This is a genomic window from Bordetella sp. H567 (assembly GCF_001704295.1).
Classification (GTDB): Bacteria; Pseudomonadota; Gammaproteobacteria; order Burkholderiales; family Burkholderiaceae_B; genus Bordetella_C.
In genome coordinates this window covers 910,063-933,048 of sequence record NZ_CP012334.1, presented here as the reverse complement: position 1 = coordinate 933,048, position 22,986 = coordinate 910,063, and the positions used below count along the sequence as shown (strand labels likewise).

At 66.4% G+C, this 22,986-nt stretch carries 21 protein-coding genes and 3 tRNA genes; 15 read left to right on the top strand and 9 right to left on the bottom strand.

Annotation, left to right across the window (positions count from 1 at the left end):
* The first annotated feature begins 44 nt into the window (after window positions 1–44).
* Both secD and secF read left to right on the top strand, forming a co-directional pair.
* On the top strand, window positions 45–1,940 hold the full coding sequence (secD, locus tag AKI39_RS04190) for a protein translocase subunit SecD (RefSeq protein WP_066632726.1): 1,896 nt from the start codon (window positions 45–47) through the stop codon (window positions 1,938–1,940).
* 80 nt (window positions 1,941–2,020) lie between these two features.
* Window positions 2,021–2,950, top strand: a complete 930-nt coding sequence (gene secF / locus AKI39_RS04185; RefSeq protein WP_066632723.1) for a protein translocase subunit SecF — start codon at window positions 2,021–2,023, stop codon at window positions 2,948–2,950.
* 217 nt (window positions 2,951–3,167) lie between these two features.
* Here secF and AKI39_RS04180 read toward each other — a convergent pair whose 3' ends face one another.
* A complete protein-coding gene (locus AKI39_RS04180; protein WP_066632720.1) occupies window positions 3,168–3,638 on the bottom strand; it encodes an OsmC family protein in 471 nt (156 codons plus the stop codon).
* Between the two features lie 110 nt (window positions 3,639–3,748).
* Between AKI39_RS04180 and AKI39_RS04175 the strand changes: the two genes are divergently transcribed.
* Both AKI39_RS04175 and AKI39_RS04170 read left to right on the top strand, forming a co-directional pair.
* On the top strand, window positions 3,749–4,477 hold the full coding sequence (locus AKI39_RS04175; RefSeq protein WP_066632718.1) for a haloacid dehalogenase type II: 729 nt from the start codon (window positions 3,749–3,751) through the stop codon (window positions 4,475–4,477).
* 255 nt (window positions 4,478–4,732) lie between these two features.
* Window positions 4,733–6,169 (top strand): amino acid permease, encoded by a 1,437-nt coding sequence (locus AKI39_RS04170; RefSeq protein WP_066632716.1) that lies wholly within the window; start codon window positions 4,733–4,735, stop codon window positions 6,167–6,169.
* A 92-nt stretch (window positions 6,170–6,261) separates the two neighbouring features.
* Here AKI39_RS04170 and AKI39_RS04165 read toward each other — a convergent pair whose 3' ends face one another.
* Complete coding sequence (locus AKI39_RS04165; protein WP_066632714.1) at window positions 6,262–6,645, bottom strand: RNA-binding S4 domain-containing protein; 384 nt, start codon at window positions 6,643–6,645, stop codon at window positions 6,262–6,264.
* 331 nt (window positions 6,646–6,976) lie between these two features.
* Between AKI39_RS04165 and AKI39_RS04160 the strand changes: the two genes are divergently transcribed.
* Together AKI39_RS04160 and AKI39_RS04155 are read left to right on the top strand one after the other, a co-directional pair.
* The gene (locus AKI39_RS04160) at window positions 6,977–7,771 is read left to right on the top strand and encodes a transporter substrate-binding domain-containing protein (protein ID WP_066632712.1); all 795 of its coding nucleotides are present in this window, start codon (window positions 6,977–6,979) and stop codon (window positions 7,769–7,771) included.
* Window positions 7,772–7,832: 61 nt separating this feature from the next.
* The gene (locus tag AKI39_RS04155) at window positions 7,833–8,690 is read left to right on the top strand and encodes an FRG domain-containing protein (protein ID WP_066632711.1); all 858 of its coding nucleotides are present in this window, start codon (window positions 7,833–7,835) and stop codon (window positions 8,688–8,690) included.
* 53 nt (window positions 8,691–8,743) lie between these two features.
* On the opposite strand, the gene AKI39_RS04150 is transcribed toward AKI39_RS04155, so the two are convergent.
* A complete protein-coding gene (locus tag AKI39_RS04150; protein WP_066632708.1) occupies window positions 8,744–9,493 on the bottom strand; it encodes a phosphatase PAP2 family protein in 750 nt (249 codons plus the stop codon).
* 169 nt (window positions 9,494–9,662) lie between these two features.
* On the opposite strand from AKI39_RS04150, the gene miaB reads away from it, so the two are divergent.
* The 5 genes from miaB to lnt all read left to right on the top strand — a co-directional run bounded on the left by miaB (window position 9,663) and on the right by lnt (window position 15,320).
* A complete protein-coding gene (gene miaB, locus AKI39_RS04145; protein ID WP_066632705.1) occupies window positions 9,663–11,075 on the top strand; it encodes a tRNA (N6-isopentenyl adenosine(37)-C2)-methylthiotransferase MiaB in 1,413 nt (470 codons plus the stop codon).
* Window positions 11,072–12,100 carry a PhoH family protein gene (locus AKI39_RS04140; protein ID WP_066632702.1) on the top strand — a complete coding sequence of 343 codons (1,029 nt, stop codon included), beginning with the start codon at window positions 11,072–11,074 and terminating at the stop codon, window positions 12,098–12,100. The genes miaB and AKI39_RS04140 overlap by 4 nt, the downstream gene beginning before the upstream one ends.
* Window positions 12,101–12,230: 130 nt before the next feature.
* Window positions 12,231–12,698, top strand: a complete 468-nt coding sequence (gene ybeY, locus AKI39_RS04135) for an rRNA maturation RNase YbeY (RefSeq protein ID WP_066642161.1) — start codon at window positions 12,231–12,233, stop codon at window positions 12,696–12,698.
* 106 nt (window positions 12,699–12,804) lie between these two features.
* Window positions 12,805–13,698, top strand: coding sequence for an HlyC/CorC family transporter (locus AKI39_RS04130; RefSeq protein ID WP_066632700.1), 894 nt, complete (start codon window positions 12,805–12,807; stop codon window positions 13,696–13,698).
* Window positions 13,695–15,320 (top strand): apolipoprotein N-acyltransferase, encoded by a 1,626-nt coding sequence (lnt, locus tag AKI39_RS04125; RefSeq protein ID WP_235610746.1) that lies wholly within the window; start codon window positions 13,695–13,697, stop codon window positions 15,318–15,320. The genes AKI39_RS04130 and lnt overlap by 4 nt, the downstream gene beginning before the upstream one ends.
* A gap of 49 nt (window positions 15,321–15,369) precedes the next feature.
* On the opposite strand, the gene AKI39_RS04120 is transcribed toward lnt, so the two are convergent.
* Window positions 15,370–16,377: an aldo/keto reductase gene (locus AKI39_RS04120; RefSeq protein WP_201258579.1), complete on the bottom strand. Its 1,008-nt coding sequence runs from the start codon at window positions 16,375–16,377 to the stop codon at window positions 15,370–15,372.
* A 279-nt stretch (window positions 16,378–16,656) separates the two neighbouring features.
* On the opposite strand from AKI39_RS04120, the gene AKI39_RS04115 reads away from it, so the two are divergent.
* The 3 genes from AKI39_RS04115 to AKI39_RS04105 all read left to right on the top strand — a co-directional run bounded on the left by AKI39_RS04115 (window position 16,657) and on the right by AKI39_RS04105 (window position 16,981).
* A tRNA-Ala gene (locus AKI39_RS04115) sits at window positions 16,657–16,732 on the top strand.
* 32 nt (window positions 16,733–16,764) lie between these two features.
* Window positions 16,765–16,840: transfer RNA gene (locus tag AKI39_RS04110), tRNA-Glu, on the top strand.
* A gap of 64 nt (window positions 16,841–16,904) precedes the next feature.
* Window positions 16,905–16,981, top strand: a tRNA-Asp gene (locus AKI39_RS04105).
* 4 nt (window positions 16,982–16,985) lie between these two features.
* Here AKI39_RS04105 and AKI39_RS25410 read toward each other — a convergent pair.
* From AKI39_RS25410 to AKI39_RS04080, 5 genes are all read right to left on the bottom strand, one after another.
* A complete protein-coding gene (locus AKI39_RS25410) occupies window positions 16,986–17,420 on the bottom strand; it encodes a hypothetical protein (protein ID WP_145925189.1) in 435 nt (144 codons plus the stop codon).
* Between the two features lie 294 nt (window positions 17,421–17,714).
* Window positions 17,715–18,995: a RidA family protein gene (locus AKI39_RS04095; RefSeq protein ID WP_066632688.1), complete on the bottom strand. Its 1,281-nt coding sequence runs from the start codon at window positions 18,993–18,995 to the stop codon at window positions 17,715–17,717.
* A gap of 11 nt (window positions 18,996–19,006) precedes the next feature.
* On the bottom strand, window positions 19,007–20,029 hold the full coding sequence (locus AKI39_RS04090; RefSeq protein WP_158515149.1) for a tripartite tricarboxylate transporter substrate binding protein: 1,023 nt from the start codon (window positions 20,027–20,029) through the stop codon (window positions 19,007–19,009).
* 125 nt (window positions 20,030–20,154) lie between these two features.
* A complete protein-coding gene (locus AKI39_RS04085; protein WP_066632686.1) occupies window positions 20,155–21,078 on the bottom strand; it encodes a LysR family transcriptional regulator in 924 nt (307 codons plus the stop codon).
* A 185-nt stretch (window positions 21,079–21,263) separates the two neighbouring features.
* On the bottom strand, window positions 21,264–21,566 hold the full coding sequence (locus tag AKI39_RS04080) for a YciI family protein (protein ID WP_066632678.1): 303 nt from the start codon (window positions 21,564–21,566) through the stop codon (window positions 21,264–21,266).
* A gap of 389 nt (window positions 21,567–21,955) precedes the next feature.
* On the opposite strand from AKI39_RS04080, the gene bioB reads away from it, so the two are divergent.
* Window positions 21,956–22,972: a biotin synthase BioB gene (gene bioB / locus AKI39_RS04075; RefSeq protein WP_066632675.1), complete on the top strand. Its 1,017-nt coding sequence runs from the start codon at window positions 21,956–21,958 to the stop codon at window positions 22,970–22,972.
* Window positions 22,973–22,986 lie beyond the last annotated feature (14 nt).

The following is a 22,986-nucleotide window of genomic DNA, read 5'->3' as shown; positions in this document are numbered from 1 at the left end:
GGCTTTCCGCCCAACCGTCATTCGTCAAAAGTCAGTAGCCGGCCATGAACCGCTATCCCCTCTGGAAGTACCTTACGGTCCTGATCGCGGTCGTCATCGGCCTGCTGTATACGCTGCCCAATTTCTACGGCGAATCCCCCGCGGTGCAGATTTCCAGCGCGAAGGCCACGGTCAAGGTCGACAACGCGCTGCTCGGCACGGTGGAACAGATCCTGAACCAGGCCAAGATACCCACGGCCGGCGCGTACTACGAACAGAACGGTCCGCTAGGCACCATCCGCGCGCGCTTCTCGTCCACCGACCAGCAGCTGCAGGCGCGCGACCTGCTCGATAAAACGCTGAATACCGTCCCCGGCGACCCGCATTACACAGTGGCGCTGAACCTGCTGCCCGCCTCGCCCCCCTGGATGCGCGCCCTGGGCTGGTTCGAGCCCAAGCCCATGTACCTGGGCCTGGACCTGCGCGGCGGCGTGTACTTCCTGCTGCAGATCGATATGCAGGGCGCCCTGACCGCCCGCTACGACTCCCTGGCGGCCGACGTGCGCAGCGTGCTGCGCGACCAGGACGTGGCCGGCGCCACCGTGGACCGCACCGGCCAGGCGATCACCGCTACCTTCCCCAATGCGGACAGCCGCGACAAGGCCGTCTCCATCCTGCGCTCGCGCATGCCGGACCTGCAGTTCGTCGACCAGAACGACGGCGCCAAGCCGCAGCTGGTGGGCACGCTCAGCCCGGCGTCGATCACGCGGGTCCAGGAAAGCGCGCTGACGCAGAACATCAACACGCTGCACAACCGTATCAACGAACTGGGCGTGGCCGAACCGGTCATCCAGCAGCAGGGCAACGACCGCATCGTCGTGCAACTGCCGGGCGTGCAGGACGTGGCCAAGGCCAAGGAACTGCTGGGCCGCACGGCCACCCTGGAAATCCGCATGGTGGACGATTCGCCTGCCGCGCAGTCCGCGCTGGCCGCCAATACCGTCCCCTTCGGCCTGGAACGCTACGCCGATCGCGACGGCCGGCCGCTGCTGGTGCGCCGCCAGGTCATCCTGACCGGTGAAAACCTGCAGGACGCCCAGCCGGGCCGCGACCAGCAGACGCAGCAACCCGCCGTCCACCTGACGCTGGACGCCAAGGGCGCGCGCATTTTCCGCGACGTCACGCGCGACAACATCGGCAAGCGCATGGCCATCCTGCTGTTCGAAAACGGCAAGGGCGAAGTCGTCACCGCGCCGGTCATCCGCGGCGAGATCCCCGGCGGCCAGGTGCAGATTTCCGGCAGCATGACGGCCGAGGAAGCCGCGGACACGGCGCTGCTGCTGCGCGCGGGCGCGCTGGCCGCCCCGATGTCGATCATCGAGGAACGCACGGTCGGCCCCAGCCTGGGCGCGGACAACATCGCCAAGGGCTTCGCATCGACGCTGTACGGCTTCCTGGCGATCGCGGTTTTCATCATCCTGTACTACCGCCTGTTCGGCGTATTCTCCACCATCGGCCTGGCGGTGAACGTGCTGCTGCTGCTGGCGTTGCTGTCCATGCTGCAGGCGACGCTGACCTTGCCCGGTATCGCGGCCATCGCGCTCACACTGGGGATGGCGATCGACTCAAACGTGCTGATCAACGAACGGATACGCGAGGAACTACGCAATGGCGCGTCGCCGCAACAGGCCATCCATCACGGCTTCGAGCGCGCCTGGGGCACCATCCTGGATTCGAACCTGACGACGCTGATCGTCGGCCTGGCGCTGCTGGCCTTCGGTTCCGGTCCCATCCGCGGCTTCGCGGTGGTGCACTGCCTGGGCATCCTTACCTCGATGTTCTCGTCGGTCGTGGGCGTGCGGGCGCTGGCCAACCTGTGGTACGGCCGGCGCAAGAAGCTGGCGAGCGTCTCCATCGGCCAGGTGTGGAAACCGTCGGAAGACGCCAAGGCCAAGGCCTGAACGGTATCGCGACATAACACGACAAGGACCGGGCCCACGCGGCGTCACAGGCGCGGGGCCCAACCAAAGCAAGGCGAAACATGGAATTCTTCCGTATCCACCGCACCATCCCGTTCATGCGGCATGCGCTGGTGCTCAACATCATCAGCGCGGTGACCTTCCTGGCCGCCGTGTTCTTCATCCTGACGCGCGGGTTCCACCTGTCGATCGAATTCACCGGCGGCACGGTGATGGAAGTCAACTATGCGCAGACCGCGCAGCTGGAATCGGTGCGCGGCGCGGTGGCCAAGCTGGGCTACACGGACTTCCAGGTGCAGAATTTCGGCACGTCGCGCGACGTACTGATCCGCCTGCCGCTGCAGTCCGGCCAGACGTCCTCGGCGCAGAGCGATGCCGTGCTGAAGGAGCTGAAGGCCGCCGATCCGTCGGTGGAGCTGCGCCGGGTGGAATACGTCGGCCCGCAGGTCGGCCAGGAACTGGTGCACAACGGGTTGATGGCCCTGCTGTTCGTGGTGCTGGGCATCATCGTCTACCTGGGCATCCGCTTCGAATGGAAGTTCGCCCTGGCCGGCGTCATCGCCAACCTGCACGACGTGGTCATCATCCTGGGCTTCTTCGCCTTCTTCCAGTGGGAATTCTCGCTGTCGGTCCTGGCCGGCGTGCTGGCGGTGCTGGGGTATTCCGTCAACGAATCCGTGGTCATCATGGACCGGATCCGCGAAAACTTCCGCAAGCAGCGCAAGGCGCCGGTGCCCGAAATCATCAACGGCGCCATCACGCAGACGATTTCCCGGACCATCATCACGCACGGTTCGACGCAGATGATGGTGCTGTCCATGCTGTTCTTCGGCGGCCCCACCCTGCACTACTTCGCGATGGCCCTGACCATCGGCATCTGGTTCGGCATCTACTCGTCGGTTTTCGTGGCCGCCGCGCTGGCCATGTGGTTCGGCGTCAAGCGCGAAGACCTGGTCAAGCCCGCCAAGAAAGACGGGCCGGAAGTGGCCTGAGCGCGTCCGCGCGGCCGCCCGAAGGACGTGCTCCCTCCCACGGGGAGGATGTCGCGCAGCGACAGGAGGGCACACCCCTGAGCGCGTCCGCGCGGCCGCCCGAAGGACGCGCTCCCTCCCACGGGGAGGATGTCGCGCAGCGACAGGAGGGCACACCCCTGAGCGCGTCCGCGCGGCCGCCCGAAGGACGCGCTACCTCGTCCGCGCCGGCCCGCCGTCAGCCCGAGGCGAGCCTTATCGTCGGCTCGCAGGTGATGGGGAAATTCACCGAGTTGGCGATATAGCACTTCCCGTGGGCCACATGATGCAGGCGCTTCGCCTCATCGGGGTCGCCACCGGCCCCGATGACGACATCCGGCCGAAGCACGATGGCCGTGAACCTGCCGGGCGCTTCCGCCATGGTGCCCTCCGCGTTGTCCACATAATCCAGCACCACGATGCCGGCATCGGCGCACAGGTGCAGATACCAGAGCTTGTGGCACGCCGATGCGGACGCAACGAGCAGATCCTCCGGGTTCCAGCGCCGGGCGTCCCCCCGGAATGCCGGATCGGCCGAGCCGGCGATCTCGGGCTTGCCGTCGGCCCGGATGACGTGGTCTCGTCCATATGCCCCATAGCCCGAGGTACCGCTGCCGCGGTTGCCCGTCCACCGTACTTGCACCTGGTATTTGTGTTCGCCATGCGCCATTGCGTGCTCCCGCGGCCAACCCGGCCCTGAGGTTCAGCGACGATTAAGCCGCGAGAATATCACCGGGGTTAGACTTCCGCATCGACGTTTCTCGATGAATGGTGGAGACCATGGCGGACGAAAAAATGATCAAGGCGTTGCTCTTCGACGTGTTTGGGACGGTGGTGGACTGGCGTACCAGCGTCGCCCGGGAGTTGGGTCCTTTCCTGGAAAAGCACGGCATCAAGGACGACCCGCACGATGTGGCCAATGCATGGCGCAAGAAGTACCAGCCGGCGCTGGAGGAAGTCCGCACCGGACGCCGCCCCTTCGTGAAGCTGGATGTGCTGCACCGGGAGAATCTGGAGACGCTGCTGGCCGACTATCGCATCGACGTGGCGGCCCTGCCCGAGGAAACGCTGAGCGACCTGAACCTGAGCTGGCACCGCCTGCAGCCGTGGCCCGATTCGGTGGCGGGCCTGCGCCGCCTGAAGCAGCGCTTCATCATCGCGCCGATGTCCAACGGCAATATCCGCTTGATGACGGACATGGCCAAGCATGCGGGCCTGCCCTGGGACGCCATCCTGGGCGCCGAAGTGGTCAAGGCGTACAAGACCTCGCCCGAGGCATACCTCAGGACGGCCGAGGTCCTGGACCTGCGTCCGGAGGAAATCTGCATGGTGGCGGCCCACAATTCCGATCTGGCCGCTGCCCGCAAGTGCGGCTTCAGGACAGCCTTCATCCTGCGGCCCTCGGAATACGGCCCGGCGCAGAAAACCAATCTGCGCGCCGAACAGGACTGGGACTGGATCGCCGACGATATGGGGCATCTGGCCACGCAGCTCAATTGTCCGGCGTGATGGCCACGGGCGCGGCGCCACCGGCCCGGTTGCGCTGCGCCCGCGATCACGCCGATGCCGCCCAGGCCACGGTCAGGCGGCAGGCAGATGCGGGGCGCACACGCGCCGCCCATCGCCACAGCGTCCGTACACACAGGCGTTGAATCAAAAAAAATCCACGACCACCGTATCCATCCTGACCGCATTGCCGCGGTGATATGCTGCCCGCCCACACGAGCTCGGGGGAGGGGACAGCATTTCTCTTGGAGGCATGCGGTGAATATCTTCCGAACAAAAAATATAGATGCCATGATTGCGTCAAGTCGTGTGCCTGGAAACCTCAAGAAGGTGCTGGGACCGTTCGATCTGATCCTGATGGGAATCGGGGCGATCATCGGAACGGGCATTTTCGTCCTGACCGGAACCGGCGCGGTCACGGCTGGGCCGGCGCTGACAATCTCGTTCATCTTCGCCGCGCTGGCCTGTGGTTGCGCGGCATTCAGCTATGCGGAGTTCGCGTCCACGGTGCCGGTCACGGGCTCCATCTACGCCTACAGCTATGCGACGCTGGGCGAGTTCGTCGCGTGGATGATAGGCTGGGACCTCATCCTGGAATATGGATTCGCGACATCGGCCGTTTCCGCCGGATGGTCAGGCTATTTTCAATCGCTGCTGGCGGGCTTCGGGCTCAAGCTGCCCGTGGCGCTGAGCGCCGCGCCAGGCGCGCTGCCCGGCGTCCATACATGGATGGACCTGCCCGCGCTGCTGATCATGCTCGCGCTCACGGCCATGCTGTCGATCGGCATCAAGGAATCGACGCGCGTCAACAATGTCATGGTGATTATCAAGGTCGCCGTGGTGCTGCTGTTTATCGCGGTGGGCGTGCATCACGTTCAACCGGCGAACTGGCATCCCTTCGCTCCGTTTGGATATACGGGCATCTTCAGCGCCGCCGCACTGGTCTTCTTCGCATTCATCGGCTTCGATGCGGTGACGTCGGCAGCGGAAGAAGTGGCGCGGCCCGAGCGGGATCTGCCCATCGGCATCATCGGTTCGCTCGCCGTCTGCACCGTGTTGTATGTGGCCGTGGCCGCCATCATGACGGGCATCGTGCCTTACCAGCGTTTCCTCGGCGTCAATGATCCGATCGCACTGGCGCCGAACTACGCGAAGGAGAACTGGGTGGCCGGCTTCGTCGACGTGGGCGCGATCCTGGGCATGACCACCGTGATCCTAGTCATGACCTACGGACAGACGCGCATCCTTTTCGCGATGTCGCGCGACGGGCTGCTGCCGCGCAGGCTCTCCACGATACATCCGAAGTACGGCACGCCCTTCCTGGCGACCTGGGTCGTGGGCATACTCTTCGGCGTGGTCGCGGCATTCGTGCCCTTGAGCACCCTTGCCGAGCTGATCAACATCGGCACGCTGTCGGCCTTCAGCCTGATCTCGATCGCCGTGATCGTCCTGCGCAAGACCCGCCCCGATTTGCATCGCGGGTTTCGCTGCCCGGGTGTGCCGGTCGTGCCGGCCCTGGCCGTGGTGGCATGCGTCACGCTCATGTCTTACCTTCGGGCCATCACATGGCTGGCTTTCGGCGCGTGGCTGGCCGTGGGCCTGGTCGTTTATTTTGCCTACTCGCGGCACCATTCGGTGCTGAACCGGCAAGTTCCCGCGCCGACACCGGCAGCCGCGGAAATCGGCGCGGATTGAATGGCGATGTGTATGCCAGTGTGCATGGCGGCGCGGACCGCGGCCGCCATGCACCTGGATGCACTGGCGGCATACCGACGGGCCGAGCCCCGCTATTTGCCGCGCAGTTGGTCGATCAGGCGACGGTCGCGCTTGGTGGGGCGGCCCTGGGCGATATCCAGGGCGGGCTCCGGCGCCAGCCGGCGCATTTCGGCGGCGCGCTCGCGCGCGGCGATGCTGTCCGGGGTTTCGTCGTACATCAGCCGCGCCGCGGCGGCAGGCCCGCGTATGGTGCTGACGGCGCGCACCAGCACGCGGATGGGCGGTTCGCCCTTGCGTATGGTGATGTAGTCGCCTTCGCCGACTTCGCGCGCCGGCTTGGCGGGCTGGTCGTTGACCAGCACCCGCCCCTTGCCGATTTCTTCCACCGCAAGGCTGCGCGTCTTGTAGAAGCGCGCCGCCCAGAGCCATTTGTCCAGCCGTATCCTGCCCGTCATGGCGATCCTCCTGCGTCAGCCGCGGCCCGGACGGGATTGTGTACCCGGCCCGGGCTTCCTTCGCTGTCATTGACAGTGCCATAGACCCAGGCCTGATCCGGCGAAATTGCAAGATTGGCATGATGGCTGCCCGGCAGCGGCTGGGTGGCCAGCAAGCGGCCGTCGGGACCGAAGGCGGCGAAACCGTCGCCATTGTAGATGGCTGACGAGAACACGGCCGGCCGGATGGCGCCCCGGCTTGGCAAGCCGTGCAAACCCGCACTGAAGGAAAGCGGCGGCGCGATTAAAGTGGGCGGACCTTGCACTTTCCCGTCACGATGGAATCCCGCCCATGAAGATCCTTGCCGCCCTGACCCTGTTGTCCATCCAGGCCCTGGCCTTCGCCCAGGCCCCCACGGCCGCCCCGCCGGCCGCCGCCGGCTCGGCGCTGGCCCGCGTCGAACAAAGCGGCGTGCTGCGCGTCTGCACGCCGGGCGACTACAAGCCCTTCAGCTTCCAGCATGCGCCAGGCGAGTTCGAAGGCATCGACGTGGATTTGATGCAGACACTGGCGACCGCGCTGAAGGCCAAGCCGCAGTACATCAAGACCACGTGGGCGAACCTGCTGCCCGATTTCGTCGCCGGCAAATGCGATATCGCGGCCGGCGGCATTTCGGTGTCGCTGGAGCGCCAGAAGCAGGCGTATTTCAGCATCCCCTATATGATCAACGGCAAGACGCCGCTGACGCGCTGCGAGAACGTGTCCCGGTTCCAGACCGTCGAGGCCATCGACCAGCCCTCGGTGCGGGTGATCGCCAATCCCGGCGGCAGCAACGAACGTTTCGCGAAGACGCGGCTGAGCCATGCGAAACTGACGATGCATCCGGACAACCTGACCATCTTCGACGAATTGATCAAGGGCCAGGCCGATGTCTTCGTCACCGAGGCGGCCGAGGCCATCGTGCAAAGCAAGGCCCACCCGGAGCTGTGCGCGGTCAACCCGGACAAGCCGCTGCAGTATGCGGAGATGGCCTATCTGCTGCCCCAGGGCGACGATGTGTTCAAGCAGTTCGTGGATCAATGGCTGCACCTGGCCCAGGCCAGCGGGGAATACGCGCAGATCCGGACGAAGTGGCTGGGCCAGTAACGCACGCATTCAGCACGGCGTCCCGCGGCACCCGCGGGCGCCGCGACGAAGGAACAATGCCTTGGAGACCATTACCGAGTACAAGCTATGGTCCTTCACCAACGGATCGCCGGGCGCGACCGTCGTGCAGCGGCAGGACTATCGCAAGGCCGCGGCCTATGAAGTGGCCTCGTATTTCGATCTGGCGACCAAGGTCGCCGAACTGCAATTCCACAATCGCGACCATATCCTGCTGTTCCGCGGCCAAGGGGGCGACTATCGCAACCGCGCCGGGTACTCCTCGCTGAAGCCCAGCTTGCTGCGCGGCACGGGACATAAGAACCCCAGCCTGGACGAGCTGCGCAAGCGCTTCGCCAGGCTGACGGCCGCCGAAAAAATCCTGGCCGAGGAATACCTGGCGGCGGGGTTGCTGGGCATGGAGCGCATGGGACGCCACGGCATCGTGCGCTGGGCCATACTCCAGCATTACGAGGTGTGCGCCACGCCCCTGCTCGACGTCACGCACTCCCTGCGGATCGCCGCGTCCTTCGCCAGCCATGGCGCGGATCGGGAAGCCTATGTGTTCGTGCTGGGCGTGCCCTATCTAAGCGGCGGCATCACGGTCAGCGCGGAAGCCGGCTTGCAGACGGTGCGATTGTCCAGCGTGTGTCCGCCGTCCGCGGTGCGGCCGCATCTGCAGGAAGGCTATCTGCTGGGGGAATATCCGGAGATCGCCGGCATCGGCCAGAAAGCGCTGTACCTGCATCATGAAATGGACTTCGGGCGGCGCCTGGTCGCCAAGTTTCGTTTCGACCCACGGACATTCTGGAAAGGCCACAGCTTTCCCATCGTGGGCAGGCACGAACTGTATCCGTCCGATGATCCCCTGCTGGACCTGGCCAGGCGCGTCGCCAAAAAACTGGAGCAGGACGGCGGCTGAACCGTTCCGTGCCCGCGGACGTCGATGCCATCGCGGGACCGGTGCCGCAATGCTCAGCCCCCGGCTTCCCGGGCGAACCAGCGCCAGGGCGGGCGGGTGGGCCAGCGGTAGGCGCCGTCCATGACCCACGGCCTGATCGCATGCACGGCCGTGATCGCGATCAACGCCGATGCCGTCACGTCGGAGGCGAAATGATCGAGGTTCACGAGGCGGCTCACCGCCGCCAGCACGGCCACCGCATAGACGGGCCAGCGCCAGCGCGGCGCCGCCACCGCGATCGCCGAGGCCAGGACGAAGGCCGTCAGCGCATGGCTGGACGGGAAGGAATTGAAGGGCTTGCCCTGGAAGGCCTGCCCCAGCCCATAGAAGCCCTGCTCGAAGAACAATTCGGGCCGCGCGCGCGCCACCGTCTGCTTGAGCAGGCCCGTGACGATGCCGCCGGCGATCCACGCCGCCATCAGCAACAGGGATCCGCGCGCCACGCGCTCATAGGCGCCGCCTGCGGCACCATCCCGGCCGCGCCGCAGCCCCGCCATCGCGGCGATATAGACCAGCAGGACGATCCACGCGTAGTTGTTGCTGTCGCCCACCTTGCCTATCCACTTGAATACCTGGTCGACGGTGGGCGTCACGTTGGCATGCAGCCACCGGGCCAGGGGCAGGTCCACGAACAGCGACAGGCAGCCGATCAGCAACAGCGCCAGGACCCAGGCCCCTACCCAGCGTGCCCTGGCATCGACGCGTGCGCGGCGCGCCGTCCGGTCGCGACGCGCATTGCCGCGCGAGCCCTTGTTCTGGAACATATTCCCTCTGCCATCGGTGATTGCGCGGCGCCGCCCCGTGCGGTCGAACGCGTATCCGGCCTCCTGTCCGGGCCGGACCGAGACAATACCAAGACCGGATGGCATCCAGGGTAAAATTCTGTTTTTCCCCTCTGCGCCCCCGGGATCTACACCCGCCACGGCTTCCGACATGCAAGAAACCATCCTCGCGCGCGACGACGCGGCCGCGCCTGCCGACGCTTCCGCTTCCGGCTCTCCCCGCAAACTGTTCATCCGCACCTTCGGCTGCCAGATGAACGAGTACGACTCCGACAAAATGGCCGACGTGCTGCGCGAATCGCAGGGCGTGGAACTGACCGACACCCCGGAAGACGCGGACATCATCCTCTTCAACACCTGTTCCGTGCGCGAAAAAGCCCAGGAAAAAGTGTTCTCGGACCTGGGCCGCGTCCAGCAGCTGAAGAAAACCAAGCCCGGCCTGGTCATCGGCGTGGGCGGCTGCGTGGCGAGCCAGGAAGGCGAAGCCATCGTCAAGCGCGCACCTTACGTGGACGTGGTCTTCGGCCCGCAAACCCTGCACCGCCTGCCGGAACTGATCCGCCAGCGCGAGGCCGAAGGCCGCGCCCAGGTCGACATCAGCTTCCCCAGCATCGAAAAATTCGATGCGCTGCCGCCCCCGCGCGTGGAAGGCGCGACCGCCTTCGTGTCCATCATGGAAGGCTGCAGCAAATACTGCAGCTTCTGTGTCGTGCCCTACACGCGTGGCGAGGAAGTATCGCGCCCCTTCGACGATATCCTGGTGGAGATCGCCGACCTGGCGGACCAGGGCGTGAAGGAAGTCACCTTGCTGGGGCAGAACGTCAACGCCTATCGCGGCCGCCTGGGCGACGGCGAGGAGATCGCGGACTTCGCCATGCTGCTGGAATACGTGCACGAGATCCCCGGCATCGAGCGCATCCGGTACACGACCTCGCATCCCAAGGAAATGACGCCGCGCCTGATCCAGGCCCATGCGCGCCTGCCCAAGCTGGTGTCCTTCCTGCACTTGCCGGTACAGGCGGGCAGCGATCGCGTCCTGGCCGCGATGAAGCGCGGCTACACGACGCTGGAATTCAAGTCCATCGTCCGCCGCCTGCGCGAGGCGCGCCCGGGCCTGACCTTGTCGTCCGACTTCATCGTGGGCTTTCCCGGCGAAACCGAAGAAGATTTCGAGAAAACCATGAAGCTGATCGACGACATCGGGTTCGATACGTCGTTTTCCTTCGTCTATTCGCGCCGTCCGGGTACCCCGGCGGCCGACCTGGCCGACGACACGCCGCAGACGGTCAAGCTGCAGCGCCTGCAGCGGCTGCAGGCGCGCATCGCCGAGCAGGCAGCGGCCATCAGCCGCGCCATGGTGGGCACCACGCAGCGCGTGCTGGTCGAGGGACCGTCGCGGCGCGATCCAAACGAGCTCATGGGCCGCACGGAAAACAACCGCATCGTCAATTTCCCGGCGCCGCCGCGGCTGATCGGCCACATGATCGACGTGACCATCACCGAGGCCTATCCGAATTCGCTGCGCGCCCGGGTCGTCCTGGCCGACGCCGCGGAGGCCGCATGACGGGCGCACGCGCGCGCGCGCCCCGCAAGCCGACTGGCGTCACGGTGCAGGTGGGCGGCGATAACGCCCAGCTGGCCAACCTGTGCGGCCCGCTCGACGAAAACCTGCGCCAGCTGGCCGACGGGCTCGGTGTGAAGCTGTCGCGCCGTGGCAACCGCATCACGCTGGAAGGCGAACAGGCGGAACTGGCCGCCCAGGCCCTGCGCCGCTTCGACGAGCAGGCCACGCGCAAGCCGCTGTCCGTGGACGATATCCAGCTGGGCCTGGTCGAAATCGGCATCGGCCGCGACACGGCCGCGCACGGCGGCCGGCCCGCGCTGCATGCCGCCGCGCTGCCGGCGCTGGAGGACTACAGCGAAGGCATCGCCCTGCGCACCCGCCGGTCCGACCTGCGCCCACGCACGCCGCGCCAGCGCGACTACCTGGAAAACATCCTCAAGCACGACATCACTTTCGGCATCGGCCCGGCGGGCACCGGCAAGACCTGGCTGGCCGTGGCCTGCGCCATCGACGCGATGGAACGCGACACAGTGCAGCGGCTGGTGCTGACGCGGCCCGCCGTGGAAGCCGGCGAACGCCTGGGCTTCCTGCCGGGCGACCTGGCGCAGAAGGTCGATCCGTATCTGCGCCCGCTGTACGACGCGCTGTATGACCTGATGGGTTTCGAACGGGTGCAGCGCCTGTTCGAAAAGCAGACCATCGAAATCGCGCCGCTGGCCTATATGCGCGGCCGCACGCTGAACCATGCCTTCGTGATCCTGGACGAAGCGCAGAACACCACGCCGGAGCAGATGAAGATGTTCCTGACGCGTATCGGCTTCGGCAGCAAGGCCGTCATCACGGGCGACCCCTCGCAGGTGGACTTGCCGCGCGGCCAGCAGAGCGGCCTGGCGCACGCGGTGGGCGTGCTGCAGGACGTACAGGGCATCGCGACGACGCGCTTCACCAGCCGCGACGTGGTGCGCCACCCGCTGGTGGCGCGCATCGTCGACGCCTACGAACAGGCCGCGGCGGATGAAGAGTGACGCCCCGCGCGCCCGGACGGGCGGCGAACGGGCACAGGCGAAGCGGCGGCAAGTCCGTGGCGCGCGCAGCGTGACGCAGGACGCGCCACGGCAGGCACAAGGCGGCACACGCCTGGCCGATGCGGATTCCATCGCCCTTTCGCTGTCCGTGCAATATGCCGTCGAGGCCGCTGCCCTGCCCCGCTGGCGGCTGCGGCGCTGGATCGCACGCGCGCTCTGCGCCGCACGCGACGACGGACTCGTGGCCTTCCGCGGCGCGGAGATCAGCCTGCGCGTGGTCGGCCTGGCCGAAGGCCGTCAGCTCAACCATGCCTTCCGCGGCCGGGATTACGCGACCAATGTCCTGACTTTCGAATACGGGGTCGGCCCCGACTCTGTCGCGCGCGGCGATATCGTGCTGTGCCTGCCGGTCTTGCGTCGCGAGGCGCGCGAACAGCGCAAGACCCCATTGGCGCATGCCGCCCACCTGACTATCCACGGCGCCTTGCATGCCCTGGGCTACGACCATATCAAGGCGCGCGAGGCCAAGCGCATGGAAAGCCTGGAGACCCGGGTGCTGGGGGACATAGGCATCGCCGATCCCTACGCGCCGCGGTGACCGCCGCGTACGTTGCCGCATCCCTGGGGTAATCCCCGCCGCGACGTTACAAAAGTGCCGCACAACATCGGTTATGCTGGGTTTTTTGTAACTTGTCCGCTGGACGATGCCTGACCCCTACCCTGCGAACGACGCGGATACCCCGCGTCAAGCCAAGCCTGCGAACAAATCCCTGCTCGACCGCCTGCTGTCCCTGGTTCGACGCGAACCCGAGGACCGTGAAGGCATCAAGGCCATACTCGAGGCCGCCCACGTACGCCAGCTGCTGGACAGCGAGTCGTACGCGATGATCAAGGGCGCGCTGGCTGTGTCCGAACGCACCGTCGGCGACATCATGGTGCCGCGTTCCCGCATGGACCTGCTGGATATCGCGCAGCCGCTGCCGTACCTGCTGTCGGTCATCATCGACACGGCGCATTCGCGTTTTCCGGTGTTCGAGGACGACCGCGACAATATCCTGGGCATCCTGCTGGCCAAGGACCTGCTGCGCTGCATGCTGGAGCCCAACATCGAATTGCGCTCGCTGGTGCGCCCGGCGGTCTTCGTGCCGGAATCCAAGCGTCTGAACGTGCTGCTGCGGGATTTCCGCGAAAGCCGCAACCACCTGGCCATCGTCATCGACGAATACGGCGGCATCGCCGGCCTGGTCAGCATGGAAGACGTGCTGGAGGAAATCGTCGGCGACATCGAAGACGAATTCGACGAAGACGACGAAGCCACCATCTTCCCCGAAGGCGAGAACCAGTGGCGGGTCCAGGCCGCGACGGATATCGACAAGTTCAACGAGACCTTCGGCCTGGCGCTGCCCGACGACGAATACGACAGCATCGGCGGCTGGCTGGGCGGCGAACTGGGGCGCATTCCGCGCCGCGGCGACGTCGCCGAACGCCACGGGCTGCGCTTCGAGGTGGTGCGCGCCGACGCACGCCGCGCCCTGTGGCTGCGCGTGAAGCGACTGCCTGCCACCCCGCCCGCAACGCCCCCCGCCGACGCCGAATGACCTCCTTGATGACGCGCCACCCCCGGGCAACGGGCGCGGCCTGCATGGCCGTGGCCGGCGCCGTTCAAGCCCTGACATTCGCGCCCGATCCCCTGCCCGACGGCGCGCTGGCGCTGGTGCAGGTCGTGATGCTGGCGATCCTGGCACGCCGGCAGCTGGCCGCGCCCACGCTGCGGCGGGCCTTGTGGGACGGTTGGATATTCCACTTCGCGTGCTACGCCCTAGGCCTGTATTGGCTGTACGTCAGCATGCACGACTATGGCGGCCTTTCCTCGCCGCTGGCCGCCGCCGGCGTGTTGGCCCTGTCGGGATTCATCGCGCTGTTTCCCTCCGCGGGCGGTGTACTCGCGCGCTGGCTGGCGCCGCTGTCGGCCGATGCCGCGCCGGCGCGCCGGCTGCGCGCCGCCCTGGCCTTCGCCTGCGGTTTCACGGCGCTGGAATGGGTGCGCGGCACCCTGTGGACGGGCTTTCCCTGGCTGAACATCGGCTACGCGCACGTGGACAGCCCCTACGCCGGCTGGGCGCCGGTGGTGGGCGTGTACGGCATCGCCTGGCTGGCGGCCTTCGCGGCCGCCGCGCTGGCCGCGCTGTGGCGGCCGGCCGACGTGCCGCGCGATCCACGCGATGGCGTGGCCGCCGCGCTGGCCGTCGTCGTCGCGCTGGCCGGCTGGGGCATGTCGCGCATCGAATGGTCCCGCCCCCAGGGTGTGCCGCTGCAGGTTCGCCTGATCCAGGGCAACATCGAACAGTCGCAGAAATTCGATCCCGGGCTGATGGAAAAAGGCCTGCTGCAGCATATGAACCAGGCATCCATGCCGCCGGCGACGGGCTCGCCCGCGCCGCGGATCATCATCCTGCCGGAAACCGTGCTGCCCGTCTTCCAGGACCAGCTAGATCCGCGCGCCTGGAACCTGTGGCGCCGCATCGCGGAGGAACGCCAGGCCACCATCGTGATGGGCGTGCCGCTGCATCGCGTGGTCGATGGCCGCGACCGCTACACCAACAGTGCGGTCGCCTTCGACGGCACCACGCCGGTGGAAGCACTGCGCACGGGCGACGTGGCCATGCGCTACGACAAGCAGCACCTGGTGCCTTGGGGCGAGTTCGTACCGCCGGGCTTTCATTGGTTCGTGCGCCTGCTGGACATCCCGCTGGGCGATTTCGACCGGGGCGATACGCGCCAGGCGCCATTTGATATCGCGGGCCAGCAATTGGCGCTGAACATCTGCTACGAGGACCTGTTCGGCGAGGAACTGCTGCCGGCGATACGGCCAGGCGCGAACGGCGAACCGGGCGCCTCCATCCTGGTGAATATCAGCAACCTGGGCTGGTTCGGCGACACCTGGGCATTGCGCCAGCACCTGCAGATCGGACGCATGCGCACCCTGGAAACCGCGCGGCCGATGCTGGCGGCGACCAATACCGGGCTTACCGTGTCGATCGACCCCGAAGGCCGCGTGCTGGCACAGGCGCCGGCCATGCGGATGACGGCGCTGGAAACCACCGTGCAGGGCATGACCGGGCTGACGCCTTATGTCCGCACCGGCAACATGGCGATCATGGGCGCGGTGGCGCTGGGTCTGTTGGTCCTGCTGGGGACGCGGCGGCGGCCCACGGTGTAGCGGCTACGGGCGCGTTGCGGCGGAACGCCGGTCATCGCCCAGCGCAAGCCTACTGGCCGCGCAGCGGCAAGTCCGCGCCGGCCTGCCGCCTTGGCGATGACGGCCCGGTTCCCACGCCACTGGTTTCGATGAAGGCGGCGATTTCCGCCATGTCGTCGTCGTCCAATTCCAGCGTCGCGGCGCCCAGCCAGCCGTCGACCTGTCCAGGCGACCGTGCGCCCACGATGGCACCCGTGACGCCAGGCCAGGCCAGCGTCCAGGCGATGGCGGTGGCGGCCACCGTGCTGCCATGCCGCTCGGCGACACGCCGCAGGACGTCGGCCAGGGCGAGATTGCGGCGCAGGTTCTCGCCGGCGAACTCCGCATTGCGCGATCGCCAATCGTCGGCGGGCAGCGCGGCGGCCCGCGCTTCGCTGAAGCCCCCGCTCAGAAGCCCGGACTGCATCGGGCTGTACACGATGACAGCCGTGCCGTGATCCGCGCACCAGGGCAGCAGGTCGGCGGCCGTGTCGCGGCGGATGGCCGAAAACGCCGGCTGCAAGGTATCGACGTGGCCCAGGCGCTCGGCATCCTCCAGCTGCGCGGCGTTGTGGTTGGACAGGCCCACGGCGCGGACCTTGCCTTCCGATTTCAGGTCCAGAAGGGTCTGCCAGTATTCCGCCAGCGCGGTCCCGTCGTTCGCGGGCCAGTGCATCTGGTACAGGTCGATGCGCTCCACGCCCAGGCGGCGCAGCGAGGCCTCGACCTCGGCGCGCAGGCTGCGCGCCGCCCCCACGCGGCGTGGCGGCGCGGACGGTTGGTCCTTGTCCCACACCAGGCCGCATTTGGTGAACACATAGGGCCGCTGGCTGGCTCCCATGCCCTTCAGCGCCTGGCCGACCAGCGTCTCGGAGTGGCCCAGCCCGTATACCGCCGCGGTGTCTATCCAGTTGATGCCGCGCGCCACCGCGTGGCGCAGGGCCGCGATGGAATCGGCATCGTCCTGCGCCCCCCCTCCCGCAGCCCAGCCCGCTCCCCCGATGGCCCAGGCGCCGAAACCCACGCGCGTAATCTGCATGTCGGTGCGGCCCAGCGGGCGGACCAGAAAGGAAGTGGGACTCATGTGATGCTCCTTGCGCGGTCTCATAGGCTTCAGCGGGCCTGCCGGGCGGCATTTGCCATGCCTGCGCACCGCAGCGGGCCAACTTGCACGCCCAAAAAAAGTCGTGCATAATCTCGTTTCTTCGCCAACGGCACAGTCAAAAAGCCGGCAAGAACAGTCGCAGTGAGCAGTCATGCTGCAATTCCCAGCGCTGATTTTGCAGGACTTTTGCCTGGTATTTCGCTAGAAGTACACGGGGGTATAGCTCAGCTGGGAGAGCGCTTGCATGGCATGCAAGAGGTCAGCGGTTCGATCCCGCTTACCTCCACCAGTCGAAAGCGAAGTTGCAGTATCACGTTCAAGGTCCCCTTCGTCTAGAGGCCTAGGACATCACCCTTTCACGGTGAGTACAGGGGTTCGAATCCCCTAGGGGACGCCAACTTAAATGTTGGCAAGGTTGTAGGTTCAGCGTCGTTCGCGATGTTGTCCAAATACACCGCTGCGGAGCGGTAGTTCAGTTGGTTAGAATACCGGCCTGTCACGCCGGGGGTCGCGGGTTCGAGCCCCGTCCGCTCCGCCAGAATTCAAGAACGTTGTTGACGACAACGATCATGCTGAAAGCCCTGAGAAATCAGGGCTTTTTTGCTTTCCGGCGCCTCCAGATAGGACGCGGGTATTGCGGCTACGAAACCTTCCTCCCCCGAATCCGCGACGTAAAGATTACCGAGACGATCGAAACACAAAGGCCCGTCGGCGTAAGCGCCACCAGCCTTGAGGGGGATGAAGGGGGGATGAACGCCCGGGATGATGTTGAGCACATCGACATTCATGATCCCGCCCTGCATATTTTTCAATTCGACGGACACCGCCGCCCGGTCCGTGACACGACTGCAACTCAATGCATTGGCGAGGCCGTTTACATTATCGATCGCCATTGCAGGCTCGGCGGTATTCGTTATGCTGTCCACGGGAATGATGCTGTCACCGCTGAGGACCAGCAGTTTTCCATTCCGAGCCATGGGCAGACCGCGACCGCCGCAGCTCTGAAACCGCCTACCCTACCGTTGGCCTGCAGATGAACCAGATCAACGATATACACCGACGTCGGCGCCTCGTTGCAGCTTGCAAAATAGGCTTGCTTTCCATCGAGCGATATCGCCGGCCTGCTCGCCCACTCGTCGCAATTGGGCGCGCTGATGGGTGATCCGGTTACCGGCTTGCCCGTACCTCCATCGAGGACCAATATCTGGGCGTCGCGCCGCCACAATATCGAACAGGAAATTACGCCTCCATCGGGATGGCATTCCGCTCCTTCACGGCACATACCCCCACAAATCCAGAATGACGGCGGCGCCGGCGAGGAATAGTTCGTCGGCGACCTGGATGGCGCTGAAGGGCAGGCCGGTTCGCCGCAGGGAAGGATCCCAAGCGAGGTAGCCACGGCGGAAGTCCGCCAGCTCCGTATGGAAATGGAGGGCGCGGACGACGCGGCCCAGGTCGGTGCCCGCGGCGGCGAAGATGATGGCGGCCTTTTCCAGGATGTCGGCCATCTGGGCGTGGACCGGGTCGTCATAGTAAGGCGCGCCGGCCTGCACATGGGCGGCCCGGCAAAGGCCGCCGTCCTCGATGCCCATCAGCCCGGCCACGAACAACACGCCATCGAACACGCGCGCCGGCAGCATGTCCGTGGCGATCAGGGAAACGTCGCAATCGATATCGCGCACACGATCGGCCGCGGAGGCGTGCGCGGCGACCAGGTTCACTTCGATGGTCGCGTCGCGGGTGCCGAAGGCGGGATGGCGCACCGGCACGACGGTCGTGGGCGGCACGTGGCCATCGAAAGCGCGCGACCAGGATTGCCAGAAGGCGGCCAGGTCCTCGCCGTGGCTCAGGTAAACCTGGGCCTTCAGCACCAGGTCCAGCCGGCTGCCCGCCGCTTCCAGCGCCGGCACCAGCCGTTTCTGCACCAGGTAGTCGGTCTCCAGCTTGATGCGGGTGCCGTTCCACATCTGGCCATCCGCCACGCGGGCCTCGGCTGCGATGTTGCCGGTGCCGTCCCGCGCCAGCTGGCCGGCCACGAAAATCATGTCGCCCATGCGCAGGCAGGGCGCGTAGCCGGAAGTCTGCGGCACGTTCAAGGTGCCGGTGCCGGCTTTCTCCGCCGTGTAGCCGCTGGCGGCCGTGGCCGCCATGACCTGCACGTCCATGGAGACATCCACATTCAGCAGGCGATCCACGATGACCGAGGTACTGGGCGCGACCTGCCCCGCCAGCGCCTGCTTGCGGGCGACGTGATAGGGATCGACGAAGCGCGCCTCGGGGTAATACTGGTCCAGGCGGGCCACGCGGTCCATGCCGCTGCCGGCCTCTTCCAGTTGCCGCCGCATGGTCTCGAAGATCGCTTGCGCTTCGCGCTGCGCCTGCGGCGCCAACCCCAAGGGGCGATCGGCGCGCAGCACGGCCGGATCCGCGAGTCCGTTGGGCAGGACGGCCCGCAGGCCGGTGCCGAACACCCAATTGCCGGCGCGCACGAACGGCACGTGGATGATGTCGCCGCTGCCGTAGCGCCGGGCGCCGTAGCGTTGGAAGGTCATGCTGTCTCCTGTCAATCGATTTTCAGGCCGGCGTCCTGGATGGCCTTGGCGTCGCGCGCCTTTTCCTGCTGGAAGAATGCCTGGAATTCAGCGGGCGTGTCGGTAACGATTTCGACCGAGGCGTTGTGCATGTATGCCTTCACGGTATCCGACGCCATGGCTTTCTTCAGCTCGCGGTTCAGCCGTTCGATGATGGCGGGCGGCGTTCCTTTCGGCGCGACCAGGCCCGACCAGACATAGGCGGAAAACCCGGGGAAACCCGATTCCGCCAGCGTGGGCACATCCGGAAGCAGCGGCGAACGCTGGTCGCCCGTGACCGCCAGCGGGATGAGGCGCTTTTCGCGGATGTGCGGCATCATCGCCGCCAGGCCGGGCATGGCCACCAGGACCTGGCCGGCCACCACGTCGGTGACAGCCTGCGCGCTGCCGCGATACGGGATATGCATCATCCGCAGGCCGGCTGCCGACAGGAACATGGCGGTGAACAGATGCTGGGCGCTGCCATTGCCCGACGACGCATAGTCGATCTTGTCCGGGCGCGCCTTCACATAATCGACGAATTCCCGGACACTGCGCACCGGCATGCTGGGATTGACCACGAGCACGCCGGGCTCGCGCCCGAACAGCGAAATGGCGGCGAAATCGCCGACGGGATCGAAACTCAGATGGCTGTACAGGGTCGCGCTGATCGCTTGCGGATTGGAAGCCAGCAGCAGCGTATAACCGTCCGGCGCGGCGCGCGCGACGTATTCGGCGCCGATCATCGCGCCCTGCCCCGGCTTGTTCTCGATCACGATGGCCTCGCCCATCTGTTGCGCCATCTGCTGCGCGATGACGCGCATGGGCGCATCCGACGAACCGCCCGCGGAATACGGCACGACGATGTGGATGGGCCGCGAGGGATAGTCGTCGGCACGGGCCACGGGGGCGGCGAGGATGGCGGCCAGGGCCATCAGCGCCATGGCGAAGGAAGCAAGCCGGGTCGGTAACGACACGGCGGCGGCCGGCATGCGGCGGGGCAACAAAGCATCCACGACAGACTCCTGCGCGAAGAACGGCAATGTCCGCATGTTGCGGCGGCACCGGTCCGAGAACAATGCGGCCTGGGAAACTCACTATTCATCGGATTTTCCAAATCCGCCGCCGCACCCCCGGCTGCCTAGGCCCTGGCAAACACCAGGTCGCGCTCCCAGTAAGGTCCCTGCGCGAAGGCCGCCTCCAGGAAGCGCACGAAGGTCTGCACGCAATTGGCCATGGTGGGGTTGGGCAGATAGGACGCGTACATGACGCCTTCGGGCAGCAGGTAGCCGGGCAGCAGCCGTACCAGGCGGCCCGCGCGGATTTCATCGGCGGCGGCCATGGTGCTGATGGCGGCCACGCCCAGGCCGGCCAGGGTGGCTTGCAGGACACCGTCTGCGTTGTTGGCCTTGAAATTCCCCTTGACCCGCACGGTTTCCTCGCCTTGGCGATGCTTGAAGGTCCACTCCCCCTGCGCATTGGAGCAGTACAGGATGCAGTTGTGGCGGCCCAGATCGCCCGGGGCGAGCGGCGCGGGGTTGCGCGCCAGGTAGGATGGCGCGGCACACAACACGAAGCGCCAGGGCGCCAGCGGGCGGGCGACCAGCGACAAGAGCCGCGGCTCCTGGGCGGTGCGGATGACGACGTCTTCGCCGCCGGTGATCAGGTCGGCGAACTTATCGGTGAGGTTCAGTTCGACGGTGATGTCCGGGTACCGGGCCAGGAAGCGTGTGATGACCGGAACCAGATGCAGGCGTCCGAAGGCGATGGCGGCGCTGACCTTCACGTGGCCGCCCGGCGCGCACCGGAATTGCTCCAGCTCGTGCACGGCATGCTGGGCATCGGACATCAGGCGCTTGCAGCGCGCGTAGAACAGATTGCCGGCCGCGGTCAGGCCGATCTTGCGCGTGCTGCGGTGCATGAGCTTGACGCCCAGCGTCTGCTCCAGGTCGGCGACGTGCTTGGTGGCAAGCGGGCGCGATATGCCCAATCGTTCCGCGCCGGACGAAAAGCTGCCCGCGTCGGCGATCGCCACGAAAGTGGTGAATTCATTCAGATTCAGCATTCCAGCCATCCATTGCCACATCGATGCGCCAAATAAAGCAATATGCGCGCCAGTTTTGCGCTTTACGCATCGGGCATCAGGATGCACCGGGACGGGGATGGGGAGGATAGGGTGTTTCCCGCAGCGGCGCATGGCTCACCGCGGCGGGCAATCGAATCCGCCGCCCAAGGGCCGGCTTTCCGATATCAAGCCGGCGGGAAACCCACTTTCTGCGGCCAGAGATTCACAAAGCCATGGATGGAAGTCGATTCGTACACGCCATGCCGGGTGAACGGTTCGTCCTTCAGCCACGTCTCGGCCGCGTCCCGCGACGGGAAGTCGATGACCAGCAGGGAGCCGATCATGGTCTCGCCGTCCTCCCCCACCAAGGGGCCCGCGAATGCCATCTGTTCCGCCTTGGTGGCAAGGTATGCGCGGTGTTCGGGCCGCACACGGGCGCGGATGTCGGCGACGCCGGGCTTGTCGAGCATGTGGATGGCATAGAGCACGATGAAGTCTCCTGGTGTTGGAATGGGGCCTCGCGAGCGATGAGCGGGCCTCGCTGGGCATGCGCGCAGTCCTTGGCCCTCCGTGCGTACGCATCGGCAGGAACCCGCAGCGAGCCGCGGGCGGGCTGCGCGGAATAGATGATACGGCCGTCGCTGGACAGCCACATAGCGACGCACGCGGCCGGCGAAGACACATTTTGAAACCAGAAACCCGGCCCATCAGCCATCCGGACGTACACGGCAGGATCCGCCCCAGCCGGCGCCAACTTCGTTCAATTTCTCGGAGTTGACGACAACGTGGCGGCTATTCCGCCGATATCGGGGGTTTGCGCCACGGAAGGCAGGTTCCTACGATCCGGCCGATTTCATTCCCGACCGCCGGAGGCCGCATGCCGCACACCCAGAACGTCCCCCTCCCCACGCCACGCGGCGCCGCGCGGCGCGAACCACCGACTTCCCCGCGCTGGACCGTGGACGCCATCGCGGCGCTGTACGAGCTGCCCTTCCCCACGCTGGTGCACCGCGCCCACACCACGCACAGGGAGCACTTCGATCCCAGCGCGATCCAGCTGTCCAGCCTGCTGTCGATCAAGACCGGCGGCTGTCCCGAGGACTGCGGCTATTGCTCGCAGTCGGCGCATCACGACAGCGGCCTGGCGGCGCAGCCCCTGATGCCGCTGGAGGACGTGCTGGCGGCGGCGCGCGCCGCACAGGCCGCCGGCGCGCACCGCTTCTGCATGGGTGCGGCATGGCGCTCGCCCAAGCCCAGGCAGGTGGCGGCGGTGGCCCGGATGGTGGCGGAAGTGAAGGCCCTAGGGCTGGAGACCTGCGTCACGTTGGGCATGCTGGACGATGCCCACGCGCGCGAGCTGGCCGACGCGGGGCTGGATTACTACAACCACAACCTGGATACCTCGCCGGAGTTCTACGGCAAGGTCATCACCACCCGCACCTACCAGGATCGGCTGGATACGCTGCAGCGCGTGCGCGAAGCCGGCATCAAGGTGTGCTGCGGCGGCATCATCGGCATGGGCGAAGACCGCCGCGTGCGTGCCGGCCTGATCGCGCAGCTGGCCAACCTGGATCCCTATCCGGAATCCGTGCCGATCAACAACCTGATGCAGGTGGCGGGGACGCCGCTGTACGGGGCCGAGGCGCTGGACCCCTTCGAGTTCGTGCGCACGATCGCGGTGGCGCGCATCACCATGCCGCGCGCGATGGTCCGCCTGTCCGCGGGCCGCGAACACATGGACGATGCGACGCAGGCACTGTGTTTCCTGGCCGGCGCGAATTCCATCTTCTACGGCGAGGTGCTGCTGACGACGGCCAATCCGCGGGTGGACGCGGATCGGCGGTTGCTCGCCCGGCTAGGCATGCACACGGGGGATGGCGTATGCATGGCTTGATGCGCCCAGGACAT

What these genes read in the sequence shown, in the direction of transcription:
- secD (WP_066632726.1), top strand. Translation starts at nt 45, where the DNA reads ATGAACCGCTATCCCCTCTGGAAGTACCTTACGGTCCTGATCGCGGTC.
- secF (WP_066632723.1), top strand. Translation starts at nt 2,021, where the DNA reads ATGGAATTCTTCCGTATCCACCGCACCATCCCGTTCATGCGGCATGCG.
- AKI39_RS04180 (WP_066632720.1), bottom strand. Translation starts at nt 3,638, where the DNA reads ATGGCGCATGGCGAACACAAATACCAGGTGCAAGTACGGTGGACGGGC.
- AKI39_RS04175 (WP_066632718.1), top strand. Translation starts at nt 3,749, where the DNA reads ATGGCGGACGAAAAAATGATCAAGGCGTTGCTCTTCGACGTGTTTGGG.
- AKI39_RS04165 (WP_066632714.1), bottom strand. Translation starts at nt 6,645, where the DNA reads ATGACGGGCAGGATACGGCTGGACAAATGGCTCTGGGCGGCGCGCTTC.
- AKI39_RS04160 (WP_066632712.1), top strand. Translation starts at nt 6,977, where the DNA reads ATGAAGATCCTTGCCGCCCTGACCCTGTTGTCCATCCAGGCCCTGGCC.
- AKI39_RS04150 (WP_066632708.1), bottom strand. Translation starts at nt 9,493, where the DNA reads ATGTTCCAGAACAAGGGCTCGCGCGGCAATGCGCGTCGCGACCGGACG.
- miaB (WP_066632705.1), top strand. Translation starts at nt 9,663, where the DNA reads ATGCAAGAAACCATCCTCGCGCGCGACGACGCGGCCGCGCCTGCCGAC.
- AKI39_RS04140 (WP_066632702.1), top strand. Translation starts at nt 11,072, where the DNA reads ATGACGGGCGCACGCGCGCGCGCGCCCCGCAAGCCGACTGGCGTCACG.
- AKI39_RS04130 (WP_066632700.1), top strand. Translation starts at nt 12,805, where the DNA reads ATGCCTGACCCCTACCCTGCGAACGACGCGGATACCCCGCGTCAAGCC.
- lnt (WP_235610746.1), top strand. Translation starts at nt 13,695, where the DNA reads ATGACCTCCTTGATGACGCGCCACCCCCGGGCAACGGGCGCGGCCTGC.
- AKI39_RS04120 (WP_201258579.1), bottom strand. Translation starts at nt 16,377, where the DNA reads ATGCAGATTACGCGCGTGGGTTTCGGCGCCTGGGCCATCGGGGGAGCG.
- AKI39_RS25410 (WP_145925189.1), bottom strand. Translation starts at nt 17,420, where the DNA reads ATGGCTCGGAATGGAAAACTGCTGGTCCTCAGCGGTGACAGCATCATT.
- AKI39_RS04095 (WP_066632688.1), bottom strand. Translation starts at nt 18,995, where the DNA reads ATGACCTTCCAACGCTACGGCGCCCGGCGCTACGGCAGCGGCGACATC.
- AKI39_RS04085 (WP_066632686.1), bottom strand. Translation starts at nt 21,078, where the DNA reads ATGCTGAATCTGAATGAATTCACCACTTTCGTGGCGATCGCCGACGCG.
- bioB (WP_066632675.1), top strand. Translation starts at nt 21,956, where the DNA reads ATGCCGCACACCCAGAACGTCCCCCTCCCCACGCCACGCGGCGCCGCG.